Genomic DNA, 16,588 nt, shown 5'->3' with positions numbered 1-16,588 from the left:
CCGCGGAGGGGGTGCGCTACGAGGACTCCCGGCGGCTGCGGGCGCGCCGCTTGCCCTCGTGCATCGCCGCCACCCGCGCGACGGGAAGCGTGCGGCCGAACTCGATCAGCTCGGGTGGAAGCCGCTGCGGCTCGGGCATCGACTGCGTCCACGACGGGCGGCCGTCGAGAGCGTCCAGCGCTGTGTGGACGGTGAAGTCGGTTGGTGTGATGTCCCCGAGTTCGTCCCAGTCGAGCGGGAACGACACCGGGGTACCCGCACGGAGCCGGGGGCTGTAGGCGGCGGCAACGGTGGCACCGCCGGCTCGGGTGGAGTCGACGAACACCTTGCCGCCGCGGTCGGCAACGATGAACGCCGTCGTCGCGATCGACGGGTCGAGGGCCTCGGCGCGGGCGGCCAGCGCCCGCGTCGCCGCCGCTACGTCATCGACGGGGGCGTTGTCGTCGATGGGCACGAAGACGTGAATGCCTTTGGCGCCGCTGGTCTTCGGCGCACCGCTCAAGCCGTTGTCGGCCAGCGCCTGCCGCACCAGGTGGGCGACGGCCACCACCTTGGAGAAGTCCTCGTCGGGCGGGTCGAGGTCAAGCACCAGGTGGGTGGGCCGGTAGACGTCGCCGGCCAGTCCGAGTGTCGGGTGGTACTCCACGGCACGTTGATTGGCCAACCACAGCAGCGTGCGCCGGTCGTCGCACAGCGCGTAGTGCACTTCGCGTTTGGAGGCCTCCGCCCACATCGGCACGGTCCGTACCCAGTCCGGCGTGTACTTGGGCACGTTCTTCTGCATGAACGGCTTCTGGCCGCGTAGCACCCGCAGCACCGTGAGCGGCCGCCCCGCGAGAGCGGGCAGTAGGCGGTCGGCGACCGCGTCGAGGTAGTCGACGAGGTCGCGTTTGGTGGCCCCGGCCTCAGGGCTCAACGGCTCATCGAGGTTGGTCAGGTCGACGCCGGCGCGCTGTTCGCTGACGGCCACAGGTCATCCGGCGGTCGTGAAGATGCCACCGTCGACCGGGATGATCGCCCCGGTGAGGTACGAGCCCGCTCTGCTGGCGAGGAACACGGCGATGCCGGCCATGTCGTCGTCGCGCCCGATCCGGCGCAGTGGCGCCGCCTCGGCGATCGCATCGCCGTAGGTCTCGAGGGTGGCCGCCATCATCTTCGACGGAAATGGCCCTGGTGCAACGGCATTGACGGTGACATGCTGCGGGCCGAGTTCGCGGGCGAGCACCCGGGTCAGCTGATGCAGCGCCGCCTTGCTGCTGGCATAGGAGTAGGTCGGCATGGAGCTGACGCGCAGGCCGTCGATGCTGCCGATGTTGATGATCCTGGCGGGATCCTCTGCGGTGCCCGCGGCCCTCAGCGCGGGAAGAAGGGCCTGGACCATCCAGAACGGCGACTTGACGTTGAGGTCGAGCACCTTGTCCCAGGCCGAGTCGGGAAAGCTCTCGATGGGCTCGCCCCAGGTGGCTCCGGCGTTGTTGACCAGGATGTGCAGTTCGCCGTCGGCGGTGACCAGGTCGGCCAGCCTCGTGCATTCGTCATGTCGGGACAGGTCGGCGGCGATGGCCTGCACGTCGCCGAAGGCGGACAGGTCCGCCTGTGCCTGTTCGCAGGCGTCCGCCTTGCGGGAGCTCACCACCACACGGGCGCCGGCCTGCAGCAGCCCGCGGGCCATCATCAGGCCGATGCCGCGGGTACCTCCGGTCACCAGCGCCCGTTTGCCGGTGAGGTCAAAAAGCTCGACGTGGGAGCTGAATTCAGCAGTGGTCATCAGGCGGCTGTCTCCGCGTCCGGTGGCGGTGTGCCGACCAGCACCGCGCTGAGCCGGCAGCCGTCGGCCCCGGCTCGCCACGCGTGGTCGACGCCGGTCAGCACCACCAGGTCGCCCTGCCCGAGTCGGTGGGCGCCGTCGTCGAGCACCAGGTCGACGCTGCCAGACAACACGGTCTGCAGGTCGAGGGTGTCGGTGTGATGCATCGGTGTCTCGGAGTCGGGCCCGAGCTCGACCACCATCCACCTGACGTGACCGGGGGCGATGCCCTGGTCGATCAGGGGTGCGGTACCTGTGGGACGGCCCGGGGGCGGGCTCGTCGTCGTCGCGTACGGGATGCCCATCGCGAAGCCGGGCGCCAACTGGTCCAGCGCCAGCCCGTCCTGGCTGACGACGCAGGACCTGCCGTCGGCGTCGACTCCGGTGATCACGGTTCTCACTGCTGTCGGCTCCCTCTGCCTGTCGGATTGTGCCCGCCCTGCATCATGCGCCAACACAGCGCCGCCGTGAGGTACCGGGGTGAGATCAGGGGGATCACGCGGTCGTCACGTGTCGTTCGGGATTTGTGCCTACGATCTGCACTGAGCGCTCCAGGAGGCGGGCGCTCGGCCGGCCGGCGTGGGCCTCCCAGCGCGGAAGGCGCACCGACCATGACCGAAGCGCAGAAGCCGGACACCGTGCGACGCGACATTCTCCCGATGCCCGATGTGGCACATGTCGGGTTGACGACGTACGACGCCAAGGATCCGGACACCAGTTATCCTCCGATCAAGGACGTCCGACCGCCGGCGGCGGCCCCGAACGTCGTGGTCATCCTGATCGACGATGTGGGTTTCGGCGCCAGCAGCGCATTCGGTGGACCGTGCCGGACGCCGAACTTCGAGAAGCTCGCGGCGGGCGGCCTGAAGTACAACCGCTTCCACACCACTGCGTTGTGTTCGCCGACTCGGCAGGCGTTGCTGACCGGACGCAACCATCACTCGGTGGGCATGGGCAACATCACCGAGACCGCGACCGCTGCACCGGGTTACACCTCGGTACTGCCCAACACCAAAGCGCCTCTGGCGCAGACGTTGAAGCTCAACGGCTACTCCACGGCACAGTTCGGCAAGTGTCACGAGGTCCCGGTGTGGCAGACCAGCCCGGCAGGGCCGTTCACCGCATGGCCGACCGGCGGTGGTGGATTCGAGTACTTCTACGGCTTCATCGGCGGGGAGAACAACCAGTGGGATCCCGCGCTCTACGAGGGAACCACCCCAATCGAGCCGCCCAAGACCGCAGCCGAGGGTTATCACCTGACAGAAGACCTGGCGGACAAGGCGATCAACTGGGTGCGCCAGCAGAAAGCGCTGCTGCCGGACAAACCGTTCTTCATGTACTTCGCGCCGGGCGCCACCCACGCGCCGCACCAGGTGCCCCGGGAGTGGATCGACAAATATAGAGGCAAATTCGCCCACGGCTGGGACCGCCAGCGCGAGATCACCTTTGAGCAACAGAAGGAACTGGGAGTCATCCCCCCGGATGCCGTGCTGACACCGCGGGACCCCGAGATCCCGGCATGGGACGACATGGATCCGGCACTCAAGCCGGCACTCGAGCGTCAGATGGAGGTGTATGCCGCCTTCATGGAACACACCGATCATCACGTCGGCCGCCTGCTCGATGCGCTGGAACCGGTGATCGAGGACACGCTCATCTACCTGATCGTCGGCGACAACGGCGCCTCGGCAGAGGGCACGCTGCAAGGTGCGTTCAACGAGATGGCCAACTTCAACGGTATGGCGGACATCGAGACACCCGAATTCCTGATCTCCAAACTCGACGAGTTCGGTGGCGAGGGCTCCTACGGCCACTTCGCGGTCGGCTGGGCCTGGGCGATGGACTCCCCCTACCAGTGGACCAAACAGGTGGCCTCGCACTGGGGCGGCACCCGCAACGGCACGATCGTGCACTGGCCCAAGGGAATCAAGGACAAGGGTGGCCACCGCAATCAGTTCAGCCACGTCATCGATTTCGCGCCGACGGTGCTCGAGGCGGCGGGCATCCCGGCGCCGACGATGGTCAACGGGGTGATGCAGAGCCCATACGAGGGGACCAGCATGGTCTACAGCTTCAACGACGCCGATGCCCCCGAGCGTCACGAGACCCAGTACTTCGAAATGTTCTGCAACCGCGGCATTTACCACAAAGGCTGGAGCGCGGTGACGAAACACCGCACGCCGTGGGCGATGGGCGGACAGGCGATGCCCGCTTTCGACGACGACGTCTGGGAACTCTATGACGGCAACACCGATTGGACGCAGTCCGACGACCTTTCCGAAAAGCATCCGGACAAACTGCATGAGCTGCAACGCCTGTGGCTTATCGAAGCCGTCAAATACAATGTTCTCCCGCTCGACGACCGACAGATCGAACGCATCAACCCCGCCACCGCCGGACGTCCGTCGTTGATCAAAGGCAATAGTCAGTTGTTGTTCTCGGGGATGGGCCGACTGTCGGAGAACAGCGTGCTGAACATAAAAAACAAGTCCTTCGCGGTCACCTCCGAGGTGGACGTGCCGAGCAATGGCGCCGAAGGCGTGATCATCGCCCAAGGCGGAAGGTTCGGTGGGTGGAGTCTCTACACCAAGGGCGGGCATGCCAAGTTCCATTACAACGTGCTCGGAATCAAGTCCTATGAGATCGAGGCGTCCGAGCCTGTTGCCGTGGGCACCTCTCAGGTGCGAATGGAATTCGAATACGACGGCGGTGGAATGGGCCGTGGCGGCACCGTATCGCTCTACTACGACGGCAGGGAAGTGGGCAGGGGCCGGGTCGACCAGACCCAGGGTTTCATCTTCTCCGCAGACGAGACCACCGATGTGGGTTATGAATCCGGTACCACGGTAAGTCCCGACTACACGGCCCACAGCAGCAGATTCACCGGCAAGATCGACTGGGTGCGCATCGATCTCGGAGACGATGCCAAAGAAGCCGACCACTACATCGACCCCGACGAGAGGTTCCGGATCGCGATGGCGCGGCAGTAATCCTTTGAATGGCGTAACCCCGGCGAACTTCTGTAAGGCCATTGCCGAAATTACTGGTAGTGTTACTGGCCAGTAATTGAGTTCGACGAGGAGCTGTTATGGCCGAGGTAATTGTCCGCCAACTGATCGACGATATTGACGGTTCTGAAATACGCGATGGTGGAGGCGAACGGGTTGAATTCTCGTTTCGCGGCATCGACTACCACATTGATCTTTCCGACGCTAATATCGCCAAACTCGAAAAGGCGCTGAAGCCCTACATCGACGCGTCTGCCAAGGTGCGCAGTGGTGGTCGTGCTCGCCGGGCCAAGACCAACGGCCACGGCAAGTCCTCCCCGGAGCAGTTGGCGGCGATTCGAGACTGGGCTCGCAAGAATGGGCACGAGGTCGCCGATCGCGGTCGCATAAAAGCCGAGATCGTCGAAGCTTTCGACGCGGCGCATTAGCCGTCACACCGGGGCGTCGATTCGCGGTCACTATTCCTCAACTGCGGTCTCGACTTCGCCACGCGGTCTGATGTGGTGCCGGGACAGCCGTCCGGGGGCCGCATCACGGTTCCTTGCCCGTTTGTGCACGTCGCCGTAGCCTCGTGACGTGTCCGGCCTGACCGTCGTCCGAGCCGACGATCTCGTCGGCTTGGAGGTCTTCGCGGGTACCGATGTGGAGGCGCTGACCCCGCTTGCCGCGCAACTGCGGCCGCTGACAGCGGCCGCCGGTCAGGTGTTGATGCACCAGGGCGAGATGGCGGTCTCGTTCCTGTTGATCGGGTCCGGCAGTGCCGAAGTCACCCACACCGGCGCGGACGGTCACGACACCGTCGTCGCAGTGACACCCGGCCTCATCATCGGTGAGATCGCACTGCTGCGCGACGCGTCACGGACCGCGACGGTGATGGCCACTGAACCGCTGACCGGCTGGGTCGGCGGTCGCGAAGCGTTCGCGACCATGCTCGAGGTGCCGGGCGTCATGGACAGGCTGGTGCGAACCGCCCGTCAACGCCTGGCCGCGTTCATCACCCCCATCCCGGTTCCGGTGCGCGACGGATCGATCCTGTATCTGCGTCCGGTGCTCCCGGGGGACATCGAGCGAACCACCAACGGCCCCGTCGAATTCTCCGGCGAGACCCTCTACCGCCGCTTCCAGTCGATCAGGGTGCCGTCGAAGACGTTGATGGCCTACCTGTTCGAGGTCGACTACCTCGAACACTTCGTGTTCGTGCTGACCGACGGACCCGATGGCCCGGTGGTGGCCGACGCCCGGTTCGTCCGCGACGAGGCCAACCCCGCCGAGGCCGAGATCGCCTTCATCGTCGGAGATGCCTATCAGGGCAAGGGCATCGGCACGCTTCTGATGGGCGCCATCTCGGTGGCGGCCGGGTACGACGGCGTGCAGCGCTTCACCGCACGGGTGCTCAGCGACAATCAGCCCATGCGCGCAATTCTCGACCACTTCGGTGCCAGGTGGCATCGCGACGATCTCGGCGTCGTGGTGACCGAGATCGACGTGCCCCGACCCGAAGAGCTGCCGTTCCCGCCGGAGCTGACCAGACAGATCCGCGATGTCGCCCGCCAGGTCATCCGGGCGGTCGGATGACCCGGGAACCGGTGGGCGAACGTGGCCGGCGGCCTGCCTTGAGCAAAGACACCCGTCTGTGCATTTCGCTGGCGGGGCGGCCCAGCAACATCGGCACCCGCTTCCACAATCATCTCTACGACGTGCTCGGCCTCGACTTCCTCTACAAGGCGTTCACCACCACCGACATCGACGCGGCGATCGGTGGGGTGCGAGCGTTGGGGATCCGCGGATGTTCGGTGTCGATGCCGTTCAAGGAAGCCGTGTTGAGCCTCGTCGACGCTGTCGAACCCTCGGCAATGGCCATCCGTTCGGTCAACACGATCGTCAACGACGACGGCCGGCTCACCGCCTCCAATACCGATTACCTTGCGGTGCAACAACTCATCGACGAGCACGGATTGCGGCCGCAGCAGACGGTGCTGATCCGCGGAAGCGGAGGCATGGCCGGCGCGGTGGGCGCGGCGTTCGTCGACCGGGGATTCGGCGACGGCGTCGTCGTCGCACGCAACTCGGTGGCTGGGTCGGCGTTGGCTGATCGGCTCGGCTACGAATACGCCGCCGAGGTCGGCGCCCGCAGCGCCGATGTCGTCGTCAACGTCACCCCGATCGGCATGGCCGGCGGGGATGAAGAACACGATCTGGCGTTCGAGGAGGCCACGATCGCCCGAGCGGGCACCGTGTTCGACGTGGTCGCGCTGCCTTCGGAGACCCCGTTGATCAGCGCGGCGCGGCGCGCGGGGATCGACGTCATCACCGGCGCAGAGGTGATCGCGCTGCAGGCTGCTGAACAGTTCGAGCGGTACACCGGGGTGCGACCCAGCCCCTCCCAGATCGCCGAGGCCTCGGCGGTGTCGCGGGCCTGACCGGTGGTCAGGGGGTGATCGTCGCCTCGTCGTCGATGGCCGCGGTGGCGTCCATCAACGGCATCGCCTGATCCTCGGTGCCGTCCGCGTTGAGCTGCAGCACGTAGAGGCCGTCCTGGCCCGGGATCACCACCGTCTTCTGCGCGATCATCCGGGTCACGCCGTCCCTGACGTACATGCCGCCGATCTGGGTCGCCTCGAATCCGCTCAACGTGCCCGGCTGACCGGTGGTGGGGCCTTCGAATTCGGGCAGGTTCTGCAGTTCACCGGGGGCGTACTCGAGGATCTTGGCCGGGTCGACGTTGCCGGTGAGCTTGGAGACGATCGCGATGATCGTCGGCGGATCCTCGGCCATGGCGGGATCGCCGGTGAATACGATGGCGCCGTAGGCCCATTCGGGGGTGTTGGCTCCGGCGTCTTCCCAGCCCGCGGGCGTGGGCAGGTCGATGGTCGGGGCGCCGGGATCGCCACGCTTCACCGGGGCTTCGGTGATGTTGTTCTGCTGGATGTAGTCGACGATGGTCATCGCGGGCCCTGCAGCCTCGGCCGACGTGGTGGGCGCGGCCTCGCTGGTGGTGGTCTCTTCGGATTCCGTCGCCGAGGTGGTGGTGGTCTCCTCGGTCGAGGTGTCCGAGCCGCAACCTGCGAGTCCGATTCCGAGTGCGACGGCCGCGATGGCGATGACGCCGGCCCGCATGGGGATGGTCATGTCGTCTCCTGATTTTTCTGGGCCTCGTGGCGTCGAGCGGTGTACGCGCGACGAAGGCCGGATCGCTGCGCAGCATAACCGCCCGCGCCCTGGTTCTCAGGAAAAGGCACGCGAATTTGCTCGGTCCGGGAACCCCAGTTGTCGATTCCGGCACGCACATGACCTCCATGGGTGCATGATTCCTTTGCTACATCTGCGGAAGTGGGTCGGGAATGCAGTCGGTAGTCCGTTCCGTCGTGTCGATTTTCCTCGCGCTGGGCGCTGTGGTGGTGATGTCGGCGTGGTGGGCGACCGCCACGGCGATTCCGTTGCTGGCAGCCCACACCACCGCCCTGATCATGGGCGGCACGTTCCATCCGCTGACGGGTCCGCGGGACAAGCCCGACTTCGTCACGTCCTACCTCGACAACGCGGTGATCGCTCATCTGGACGCTGCCTTCGCGGGTCCGGTGACCAATGCCGTCGCCGTGTTCACGCCGGAGGAGTTCTTCCCCCTCGGTCCGCTCACCCTCGACAGATCGGTGGCCGAAGGGCGGGCGAATCTGCACCGGTGCGTGGCGGCCACGCCGGACTGTGTGTACAACGACGACGTCGCGGTGACACCGGGTGTCGGCTCGGTGGCGCCGCAGCCTGGGGATTCGTTTCGGGTGTTCGGTTACTCGCAGAGTGCGGTGATCGCCTCGCTGCTCAAACAAGATCTGATCGCCGACTACGCGACCGGCGACCCGGTGATGCCGTTCATGCTGGTGGCCAACCCGATGCGGCCCAACGGTGGCGTGCTGATGCGCGGTAGTGGCCTGCCGACCATTCCGATCCTGGGCATCACGTTCACCGGCGCCTCGCCGACGGACAGCATGATGCTGCCGGACGGCAGCTACGCATACCCCACGGTTGATATCGCCAGGCAGTACGACGGCCTCGGTGGGGATTTTCCGGTCCGCCCGCTGAATCTCCTCGCGACGCTCAATGCGCTGTTGGGATACGGACTCCTGCACGGCGAAACCGTCGACGTTCCTTTCGGCGAGGCGCGGTATCAGGGACGCGAGGGCGACACGAGCTACTACCTCATCGAGACCGACATCGTCCCGCTCCTGCAACCCCTCGCGTTCTTCATCCCGAAAGCGATCCTCAAGGCGATCGACGCACCCCTTCGGGTGATCATCGAGGACGCGTACGACCGTGACATCAACCCGGGCGTGCCGACTGTCGCCGGTTGGTGGCCGACCAACGACCTGTTCGGTCTGATCGCAGATGTGATCAGGGCCATCCCCGTGGCGGTGGACAATCTCCTCGAGGGCTTCGGCCTGCCCCGGGTTCTGCGCACCGAGGCGCCCGGCACCTTCGGCGTGGCCGGCCCGGAACTGCCGGAAGATCCTGCCGCGGTGACTGCGCCGTCGCATCGGACGGTTCTCACATCGGACGGAACGGGCTCCGAAGATGGGCAACGCGACGTCGATTCGATGACCGGGTCCATCGGCGAGAGTGAGAAGCGTAGCGAGTTCACCGCGACCGGCAACGAGGAGCCGGCGGCCGTAGCGGAGTCCGGCCCCGAGGAGTCGCCGGCGCCCGAAGCCGAACCTGAACCCGACTTGGCGGCCGAAAACGAATCCGACGCCGAACCCGAGCTGGCACCCGAACCCGAGCCGGCACCCGAACCCGAGCCGGCACCCGAACCCGGTGAGGCCGACACCGACACGGATGCGTCCACAGCGACGGACCCGGCCGATGGAGATGGCGAAGCTTCCGACAACAACGCCGCCGCGGCGTGAGAGTCGCGACCAACACACGGGCGTGAGCGTGGTATCAACAGGGCCGTGAGGCTGTTGGGCGTCTTCGCGCTGGCGCTGCTGAGCGCCGCCTGCGCCAAGCCCTCGGAACCGCCGAACCCCGCCCCGTCGTCGACGACACCGGACACCGTGACGATCAACCCGGCGAGGATCGATCGGGCCCGCGACGGACTTCCGGAGGGGTACGAGGTCGCCGGATACGCCGGACCGCCCACCCCGATCACCTTGTGGGGCTTCGCCGACGCCGCGGTGTCCGAACCGCAGCAGTGCCTGACGTTGGCTACTCCCGCCGTCGATCACGAGACGACCCAGGGCTGGTCGGCCTCGGGACCGGGCGGGATCGTCTACGCGGTGGTGGCCCGGTCGTTGCACCCGCAGGCGCCCGACCCCGCTCTGCTCGCCGAGTGCGCGCAGTGGACGTTGAACTCCGGGCGGACCGAGGGGACCGTCGCCACAGTCCCCGGGCCGGTAGTCGACGCGGCCCAGACTGCTGGGATGACCACCGCTGCCACCACCGTGGTCGAAGGTGGCACACAAACACGTTCGGGTGCAGACACATTCGTTGCCTACCTGGGCGACTATGTCTGTTTCATCACCCTGGTGACCGACCCCGGATCGCCCAGCCCCGGCCTCGACGCGGGGTTCGCAGCCGACCTCCTGGTCGAAACGGTGTCGGCGCTGCGCGGTTGAGCGGGGCCGCGCGGGTACATTGGCGGCGATGTCGAAACCCACGGTGGCCCTTGCTGTCGCGTCGGCGGGGCTGTTGGTGGCGTGTGGCTCAGGGCAACCCGAGGATCTCTCGCAGGCTGATATCGCCAACGTCGCCGACGTGAAGTCCTCTTTCGGGCCGCCGTTCACGGTGAACACCGTCGGTCCCGCCGCCATCGACCCGCGCCTCCTCGGCCCGCAGACGCTGCCCCCGGGCGTGACGTTCGCGCCCCCGGAATGCGGCGAATCGGCGAGTCGCCAGGCCGTGCCCGAAGGGGTGAAGGGCAACATGGCGGCCACCACGGCCGAAGGCGAAGGCGTCCGCTACATCGTGATCGCCGTCGAGACCTCCGAACCGGTCCCGGTCAGCACGCCGTCGGAGCAGTGCCGCACGGTGTCGTTCGACGGTCCGGGCGTCCGCGGCCTGGTGGAGGTCGTCGACGCGCCACAGATCGACGGCACCCACGTCGTCGGCACCCATCGTGTCCTGCAGACCACGGCGGAGGGCGAGCAGCGCACCGGCGAGCTCTACAACTACGTCGCCAACTTCGGTGAGTTCATCGTGATCGTCACCGCAAACCCGTTGGTGCTGCCCGACGCTCCGGTTGTGCCCGTCGACACCGAGCGCGCCCGCGAGCTCGTCACTCAAGCGGTCAACCTGGTCAAGGGATGACTCACCGCACGTCGTAGGGCCGGAACTGGATGCTGATGCGCGGTCCGGTGGGTCGAGTGGTCTTCGGGATCGAATGCTCCCAGGTGCGCTGGCACGACCCGCCCATCACCAGCAGATCGCCGTGGCCGTGCCGCAGTCGCAACGAGGGACCGCCGCCGCGGGGCCGCAGTGCAAAAACTCTCGTCGCGCCCAGGCTGACGATCGCGACCATGGTGTCGTCGGTGCGGCTTCGCCCGATGTTGTCCCCGTGCCAGGCCACGCTGTCGGTGCCGTCGCGGTAGAGGCACAGCCCCGCCGTCACGAACGGCTCGCCGAGTTCACCGGCGTAGGCGTCGTTGAGCCGCCTCCTGAGTTGTTTGAGGCGTGGATGCGGCGGCGGGTCGTCGACCAGGTTGTGAAAGCTGACCAGCCGTGGGACATCGAGCACGCGGTCGTACATCTGGCGGCGCTCGGCCCGCCAGGGAATCGCATCGCGTAGTTCGCCGAACAGTGATTCGTCGCGGCCGTCGTCCAGAGGCAGCCACCCGGAGCGCACCTCGAGCCACGCGCCGTTGCCGAGATCGCGGCGATCGGTCTGATCGAACAGAGAGCTTTGCAGAGCCGGCTCCATGCGGCGCAGTCTATCGCACAGGCGTTCGAAGTCACGCTGCGGACGCGTGGCGCACTCTCAGAGCCGGACGGCGCCCGGTCCGTGCGCGGCGAGCGCGTCACCGGGGTTGGCGAGCGTACAGATCTTCAGGCTCAGGCAACCGCAACCGATGCAGCCGGTCAGGTTGTCACGCAGCCGTTGCAGGTGCACGATGCGTTCGTCGAGATCCGCGCGCCAACCCGCGGACAAGCGTGCCCAATCCTTGCTGGTGGGTACACGATCCGTCGGCAGAGTCGACAGTGCCTCACGGATGCGGGCCAGCGGGATGCCGAGTCGCTGCGACATCCGGATGAAGGCGACCCGGCGCAGAGTTTCGCGACTGTACCGGCGCTGGTTCCCACTGGTGCGTCTGCTGTGGATCAGGCCTTCCCGCTCGTAGAAGTGCAACGCGGAGATCGCGACCCCGCTGCGGACCGCCATGTCGCTGGGCGTGAGCTCGGTAGCCGTGTCCATGACCTCAACCATAGTTGAGGTGACGTTTGGCGTTACGGTGCTAGGTGTGACGAACGCTGTGTTGGGGTGCAATTCGGAGGTGGGCACGCTGCGTGTGGTCATCCTGCACCGGCCGGGGCCCGAACTGCAGCGGTTGACGCCACGCAACAACGACACCCTGCTGTTCGACGGTCTGCCGTGGGTGGCCAAAGCCCAGGAGGAGCACGACGCGTTCGCCGCACTGCTGCGCTCGCGTGGGGTCGAGGTGCTGCTGCTCGGCGACCTGTTGACCGAAGCGCTGGCCAACAGTGGGGCGGCCCGGATGCACGGCATCTCGGCGGCGGTCGATTCCCGCAGACTCGGTGTGCCGCTGGCCCAAGAGCTCTCGGCGTACCTGCGCACTCTCGGTGCCGATGCGTTGGCGCACGTGCTGATGGCCGGGTTGACGTTCGACGAGTTGTCGTTCGGGGAGAACGAACTCTCGCTGGTGCGGCGGATGCACCACGGCGGGGACTTCGTCATCGACCCGCTGCCGAACCTGCTGTTCGCCAGGGACTCGTCGTTCTGGATCGGTCCGCGGGTCGCCATCACATCGCTGGCGCTGCCGGCCAGGGCTCGCGAGACGTCGCTGACCGACGTCATCTATGCCCACCATCCGCGGTTCCTCGGGGTGCGCCGCGCCTATGAGTCGCGATCGGCGCCCGTCGAAGGCGGCGACGTGTTGTTGCTTGCGCCGGGGGTGGTGGCAGTGGGTGTGGGAGAGCGGACCACGCCTGCGGGCGCGGAGGCATTGGCGCGCAGTCTCTTCGACGATGACCTGGCGCACACGGTGCTGGCTGTACCGATCGCGCAGGAGCGGGCGCAGATGCACCTCGACACCGTCTGCACGATGGTCGACACCGACGCGGTGGTGATGTACCCGAACATCGTGGACTCGTTGACGGCCTTCACGATTCGGCGTGCGGCCTCCGGTGTGAAGATCGACGGCGCCGCGCCTTTTGTCGAAGCGGCGGCCGACGCGATGGGCATCGGCAAGCTTCGTGTCATCGACACCGGCTTGGATCCCGTCACCGCAGAGCGTGAGCAATGGGACGACGGCAACAACACCCTCGCGCTTGCCCCAGGCGTGGTGGTCGCCTATGAGCGCAACACCGAAACCAATGCCCGGCTGACCGATTCGGGTATCGAGGTGCTGCCGATCGCCGCGTCGGAACTGGGAACCGGCCGCGGCGGGCCCCGCTGTATGTCGTGCCCCGCGGGCCGCGATCCGCTCTAGCCTCCGTCCGGCCGCGGAATAGCATTCCTGGCTGTGATTTCGTGCCCGGCAGCGACCCGGAATGCTATTCCGCGGGAAAAAGGCGCGAGCCGCGCTACCGCCAGGAGGGCAACCAGATGTGCAGATTCCAGGTGGTCTGCGAAATCGGCAGGCCCGTGAGAATCGGATACAGCCACGCGAAGTTCGTGATCACCAGCGCGACATAACAACACACCACGACCAGTCCGAGCGTTCGTCGCTCGGCGTTCTGCCCCGGTTTGTAGAGGATGTCGCCGAGGATCATCGCGATCATCATCACCAGGAACGGCGCCATCGTCGCGGCGTAGAAGAAGTACATCTGCCGATCGATATCGGCGAACCAAGGCAGGAAACCCGCGCTGTAACCCACCAGTAGCACCGCATATCGCCAGTCCCGCTTGACGAATGCCCGCCACACCGCCCACGCCAGCACCGGCACGGCGAGGAACCACATGGCCGGTGTGCCGACCAGCATCACGGCCTTGACACAGGACTGCGCCCCGCAGCCGGGGATGTTCTCGGTGTCGATCGCATACAGCACCGGCCGCAGCGACATCGGCCAGGTCCACGGCTTGGACTCCCACGGGTGATGGTTGCCGTCGGCGTTGGTCAGCCCGGAGTGGAAGCGAAAAGCCGCGTAGGTGTAGTGCCACAGCGACCGCACGGCGTCGGGTATCGGCAGCACGCTGTCGGCTCCGATGGAACGGCCGACCTGATAACGGTTGACCGCCGTCTCGGACGCGAACCACGCCGAGTACGACGCCAGGTATACGCCGAAGGGGATGAGCACCAGCGCGTAGAGCGACGGCCCGACGTCTCGGCGGAACACCCCGAGCCAGGGGCGCGGAACCCGGTACTGGCGGCGCGCGACGACGTCCAGAATTACCGTCATCACGCCGAAGAACATCACGAAGTACAGGCCCGACCATTTGGTCGCGCAGGCCAGCCCGAGCAGCACGCCCGCGCCGAAGCGCCACCACCGGATCCCGAGGCGCGGACCCCACGGTGTCTCGCCGATGCGGCCTTCGAGCAGAGCGATGTGCATCCGCTCGCGCACCTGGTCGCGGTCGACGATCAGGCACCCGAACGCTGCGACGACGAACACCGTCAGGAACCCGTCGAGCAGCGCGGTGCGTGCGGTGACGAAGCTGACCCCGTCGGCGATCAGCAGCAGCCCCGCGATACCTCCGACCAGGGTGGATCTGCTGATCCGCCGGGCGATGCGCACCACCAGCAGCACGAGGACGACGCCGCACACCGCGCCGGAGAACCGCCAGCCCAGCCCGTTGTAGCCGAACAGCGCCTCGCCGATCGCGATCAACTGCTTGCCGACCGGCGGGTGCACGACGAGCCCGTAACCGGGGTTGTCCTCGACACCGTTGTTGTGCAACATCTGCCAGGCCTGCGGCGCATAGTGCTTCTCGTCGAAGATCGGCGTGCCCGCGTCGGTCGGCGACCCGAGGTTCAGGAAGCGCGTCACCGCAGCCAGCGCGGTGATCACCGCCGTCATCGCCCACCCCTGCAGGCGATCGATCGGACCGAAATCCGCGACGGGCACGAGGGGCCCCGGGCTGATCACGGGAGCCGTCCGCGGGCGAACGACACGTTCGGCGGACGGGGCACTCACGCCTGCGATCGTAGGCTGTCAGGCATGACCACCGGCCGACTGCTCGTCGCAGCCACGCCGCTGGGCCAGCCGTCGGACGCGTCCGCCCGGCTGGTTCGGGCGCTGGGCAGCGCCGACGTGATCGCTGCCGAGGACACCCGCAGGGTGCGGACGCTGGCGCAGTCGCTCGAAGTACGTCTGGCCGGCAAGGTCGTCAGCCTCTTCGACCAGAACGAGGCGTCCCGGATACCCGCACTGCTCGAGGACATCCGCGGCGGGGCCACGGTGCTACTGGTCAGTGACGCCGGGATGCCGTTGATCAGCGATCCCGGCTACCGGCTGGTGTCGGCCTGCATCGACAACGAGCTTGTGGTGCAGTGCCTTCCCGGCCCGTCGGCTGTGACGACAGCGCTGGCCGTCGCGGGACTTCCCTCCGAGCGGTTCTGCTTCGAGGGCTTCGCGCCGCGCAAACAGGCGGCCCGGACGTCGTGGCTTCGGTCACTGGCCGCCGAACCCCGCACGTGTGTGTTCTTCGAGTCGCCGCGACGGCTGGCCGACTGCCTGCGCGACGCCGTCGCCGTGTTCGGGCCCGAGCGCCGCGCGGTGGTCTGCCGGGAGTTGACCAAGACCCACGAGGAAATCAAGCGGGGTGGCATCGGCGAGCTCGCCGCCTGGGCGGCCGACGGAGTGCTCGGTGAGATCACCGTGGTGCTCGCCGGGGCGACGCCGAAGGCGGACCCCGACGCCCTGGTGGCCGAGGTGAACCGGCTCGTCGCGGCGGGCATGCGGGTCAAGGATGCGTGCGCAGAGGTGATCGCCGCGAATCCGGGCTCGCCGTCTCGACGCGACCTCTACGACGCGGTGCTACGCGCGCGTGACTGATGCCGGCGAACCGATGATCGGCCGGGCTTTGTGCAGGCATTCGTCCCATTCGCGGGCCGGCTCGGAGTCCGCGGTGATCCCGCCGCCGACACCGAGCACCGCGGATCCGTCCGCAGCGAACTCGACCGTACGAATCGCCACATTGAGTTCGCAGCCCGCCACCGGTGACGCCAGACCGACTGTGCCGCAATAGACTCCGCGCCGACGCTGCTCCCACCCGGTCAGCAGCTCGCGGGCCCGCGCCTTGGGTGTCCCGGTCACCGACGCCGGCGGGAACGTCGCATCGAGCACCGCCGCCATCGGCAGGTCCGCCGCAACCCGCGCTGTCACCGTCGACACCAGGTGCCACACTCCCGGTGCCGGACGCACCGCCAGGAGTTCGGTGACCGCCACCGACCCGGTGTGCGCGATCCGTCCCAGATCGTTGCGGACCAGATCGACGATCATGATGTTCTCCGCGACGTCCTTGACCGAGTCCCGCAGGGCGGCCGGATCGGCGTCGGCGGGCAGCGTGCCCTTGATCGGACTCGACGTGACCGCCTCGCCGCGACGGCGGAGGAACAACTCGGGTGACAGCGACGCCACCGCGCCCCAGTCGCCTGCGACGTAGGCC

Annotated in this window: 17 protein-coding genes; 9 read left to right on the top strand and 8 right to left on the bottom strand. The window is 67.1% G+C overall.

The window, feature by feature from the left end:
• Positions 1-16: 16 nt before the first annotated feature.
• The 3 genes from WA965_RS20145 to WA965_RS20135 are packed head-to-tail and all read right to left on the bottom strand — an operon-like array spanning position 17 to position 2,208.
• A complete protein-coding gene (locus WA965_RS20145) occupies positions 17-970 on the bottom strand; it encodes a DNA polymerase domain-containing protein (RefSeq protein ID WP_526296235.1) in 954 nt (317 codons plus the stop codon).
• A 3-nt stretch (positions 971-973) separates the two neighbouring features.
• Positions 974-1,768, bottom strand: coding sequence for an SDR family oxidoreductase (locus tag WA965_RS20140; protein ID WP_526296237.1), 795 nt, complete (start codon positions 1,766-1,768; stop codon positions 974-976).
• The gene (locus tag WA965_RS20135; protein WP_526296239.1) at positions 1,768-2,208 is read right to left on the bottom strand and encodes a cupin domain-containing protein; all 441 of its coding nucleotides are present in this window, start codon (positions 2,206-2,208) and stop codon (positions 1,768-1,770) included. Before WA965_RS20135 ends, WA965_RS20140 begins: the two co-directional genes overlap by 1 nt.
• A 210-nt stretch (positions 2,209-2,418) precedes the next feature.
• Here WA965_RS20135 and WA965_RS20130 point away from each other — a divergent pair, with 210 nt between their 5' ends.
• The 4 genes from WA965_RS20130 (at position 2,419) to WA965_RS20115 (ending at position 7,235) form a co-directional block, all read left to right on the top strand.
• Positions 2,419-4,797, top strand: a complete 2,379-nt coding sequence (locus WA965_RS20130) for an arylsulfatase (protein WP_526296241.1) — start codon at positions 2,419-2,421, stop codon at positions 4,795-4,797.
• Between the two features lie 98 nt (positions 4,798-4,895).
• Positions 4,896-5,243 (top strand): Lsr2 dimerization domain-containing protein, encoded by a 348-nt coding sequence (locus tag WA965_RS20125; protein WP_526296243.1) that lies wholly within the window; start codon positions 4,896-4,898, stop codon positions 5,241-5,243.
• Between the two features lie 148 nt (positions 5,244-5,391).
• The gene (gene pat / locus WA965_RS20120) at positions 5,392-6,390 is read left to right on the top strand and encodes an acetyltransferase Pat (protein ID WP_526296245.1); all 999 of its coding nucleotides are present in this window, start codon (positions 5,392-5,394) and stop codon (positions 6,388-6,390) included.
• Complete coding sequence (locus tag WA965_RS20115; RefSeq protein WP_526296247.1) at positions 6,387-7,235, top strand: shikimate 5-dehydrogenase; 849 nt, start codon at positions 6,387-6,389, stop codon at positions 7,233-7,235. The genes pat and WA965_RS20115 overlap by 4 nt, the downstream gene beginning before the upstream one ends.
• A 7-nt stretch (positions 7,236-7,242) precedes the next feature.
• Here the strand turns inward: WA965_RS20115 and lpqN are convergent, their stop codons facing one another.
• Positions 7,243-7,944 carry an envelope biogenesis lipoprotein LpqN gene (gene lpqN, locus WA965_RS20110; protein WP_526296249.1) on the bottom strand — a complete coding sequence of 234 codons (702 nt, stop codon included), beginning with the start codon at positions 7,942-7,944 and terminating at the stop codon, positions 7,243-7,245.
• Between the two features lie 236 nt (positions 7,945-8,180).
• Between lpqN and WA965_RS20105 the strand changes: the two genes are divergently transcribed.
• From WA965_RS20105 to WA965_RS20095, 3 genes are read left to right on the top strand one after another with little or no spacing between them, the layout of a single operon-like run.
• Complete coding sequence (locus WA965_RS20105) at positions 8,181-9,713, top strand: PE-PPE domain-containing protein (protein WP_526296251.1); 1,533 nt, start codon at positions 8,181-8,183, stop codon at positions 9,711-9,713.
• A gap of 45 nt (positions 9,714-9,758) precedes the next feature.
• Positions 9,759-10,421, top strand: a complete 663-nt coding sequence (locus WA965_RS20100) for a DUF5642 family protein (RefSeq protein WP_526296253.1) — start codon at positions 9,759-9,761, stop codon at positions 10,419-10,421.
• Positions 10,422-10,449: 28 nt separating this feature from the next.
• Entirely contained in the window at positions 10,450-11,112 is a 663-nt protein-coding gene (locus tag WA965_RS20095) for a DUF5642 family protein (RefSeq protein ID WP_526296255.1), read from the top strand.
• Position 11,113: 1 nt separating this feature from the next.
• Here WA965_RS20095 and WA965_RS20090 read toward each other — a convergent pair whose 3' ends face one another.
• Together WA965_RS20090 and soxR are read right to left on the bottom strand one after the other, a co-directional pair.
• On the bottom strand, positions 11,114-11,722 hold the full coding sequence (locus tag WA965_RS20090; protein WP_526296257.1) for an alpha-ketoglutarate-dependent dioxygenase AlkB: 609 nt from the start codon (positions 11,720-11,722) through the stop codon (positions 11,114-11,116).
• A gap of 57 nt (positions 11,723-11,779) precedes the next feature.
• Positions 11,780-12,214 (bottom strand): redox-sensitive transcriptional activator SoxR, encoded by a 435-nt coding sequence (soxR, locus tag WA965_RS20085; protein ID WP_526296259.1) that lies wholly within the window; start codon positions 12,212-12,214, stop codon positions 11,780-11,782.
• 46 nt (positions 12,215-12,260) lie between these two features.
• Here soxR and arcA point away from each other — a divergent pair, with 46 nt between their 5' ends.
• The gene (arcA, locus tag WA965_RS20080) at positions 12,261-13,469 is read left to right on the top strand and encodes an arginine deiminase (protein WP_526296261.1); all 1,209 of its coding nucleotides are present in this window, start codon (positions 12,261-12,263) and stop codon (positions 13,467-13,469) included.
• A gap of 94 nt (positions 13,470-13,563) precedes the next feature.
• Here arcA and WA965_RS20075 read toward each other — a convergent pair whose 3' ends face one another.
• Complete coding sequence (locus WA965_RS20075; protein ID WP_526296263.1) at positions 13,564-15,114, bottom strand: dolichyl-phosphate-mannose--protein mannosyltransferase; 1,551 nt, start codon at positions 15,112-15,114, stop codon at positions 13,564-13,566.
• Between the two features lie 24 nt (positions 15,115-15,138).
• On the opposite strand from WA965_RS20075, the gene rsmI reads away from it, so the two are divergent.
• Complete coding sequence (gene rsmI / locus WA965_RS20070) at positions 15,139-15,975, top strand: 16S rRNA (cytidine(1402)-2'-O)-methyltransferase (RefSeq protein ID WP_526296265.1); 837 nt, start codon at positions 15,139-15,141, stop codon at positions 15,973-15,975.
• On the opposite strand, the gene WA965_RS20065 is transcribed toward rsmI, so the two are convergent.
• Positions 15,958-16,588: aminodeoxychorismate synthase component I (locus WA965_RS20065; RefSeq protein WP_526448005.1), on the bottom strand; the 631-nt coding region annotated here is incomplete at its 5' end. The two genes, rsmI and WA965_RS20065, sit on opposite strands and share 18 nt — an antisense overlap.

The organism is Mycobacterium sp. (assembly GCF_049683935.1).
GTDB lineage: Bacteria > Actinomycetota > Actinomycetes > Mycobacteriales > Mycobacteriaceae > Mycobacterium.
Note: the sequence above shows the minus strand (reverse complement) of the source record. Positions and strands in the feature narration are given on the sequence as shown.

Coding starts and splice junctions, on each gene's coding strand:
- WA965_RS20140 (WP_526296237.1), bottom strand. CDS start 1,768: ATGACCACTGCTGAATTCAGCTCCCACGTCGAGCTTTTTGACCTCACC.
- WA965_RS20130 (WP_526296241.1), top strand. CDS start 2,419: ATGACCGAAGCGCAGAAGCCGGACACCGTGCGACGCGACATTCTCCCG.
- WA965_RS20125 (WP_526296243.1), top strand. CDS start 4,896: ATGGCCGAGGTAATTGTCCGCCAACTGATCGACGATATTGACGGTTCT.
- WA965_RS20115 (WP_526296247.1), top strand. CDS start 6,387: ATGACCCGGGAACCGGTGGGCGAACGTGGCCGGCGGCCTGCCTTGAGC.
- lpqN (WP_526296249.1), bottom strand. CDS start 7,944: ATGACCATCCCCATGCGGGCCGGCGTCATCGCCATCGCGGCCGTCGCA.
- WA965_RS20095 (WP_526296255.1), top strand. CDS start 10,450: ATGTCGAAACCCACGGTGGCCCTTGCTGTCGCGTCGGCGGGGCTGTTG.
- WA965_RS20090 (WP_526296257.1), bottom strand. CDS start 11,722: ATGGAGCCGGCTCTGCAAAGCTCTCTGTTCGATCAGACCGATCGCCGC.
- soxR (WP_526296259.1), bottom strand. CDS start 12,214: ATGGACACGGCTACCGAGCTCACGCCCAGCGACATGGCGGTCCGCAGC.
- rsmI (WP_526296265.1), top strand. CDS start 15,139: ATGACCACCGGCCGACTGCTCGTCGCAGCCACGCCGCTGGGCCAGCCG.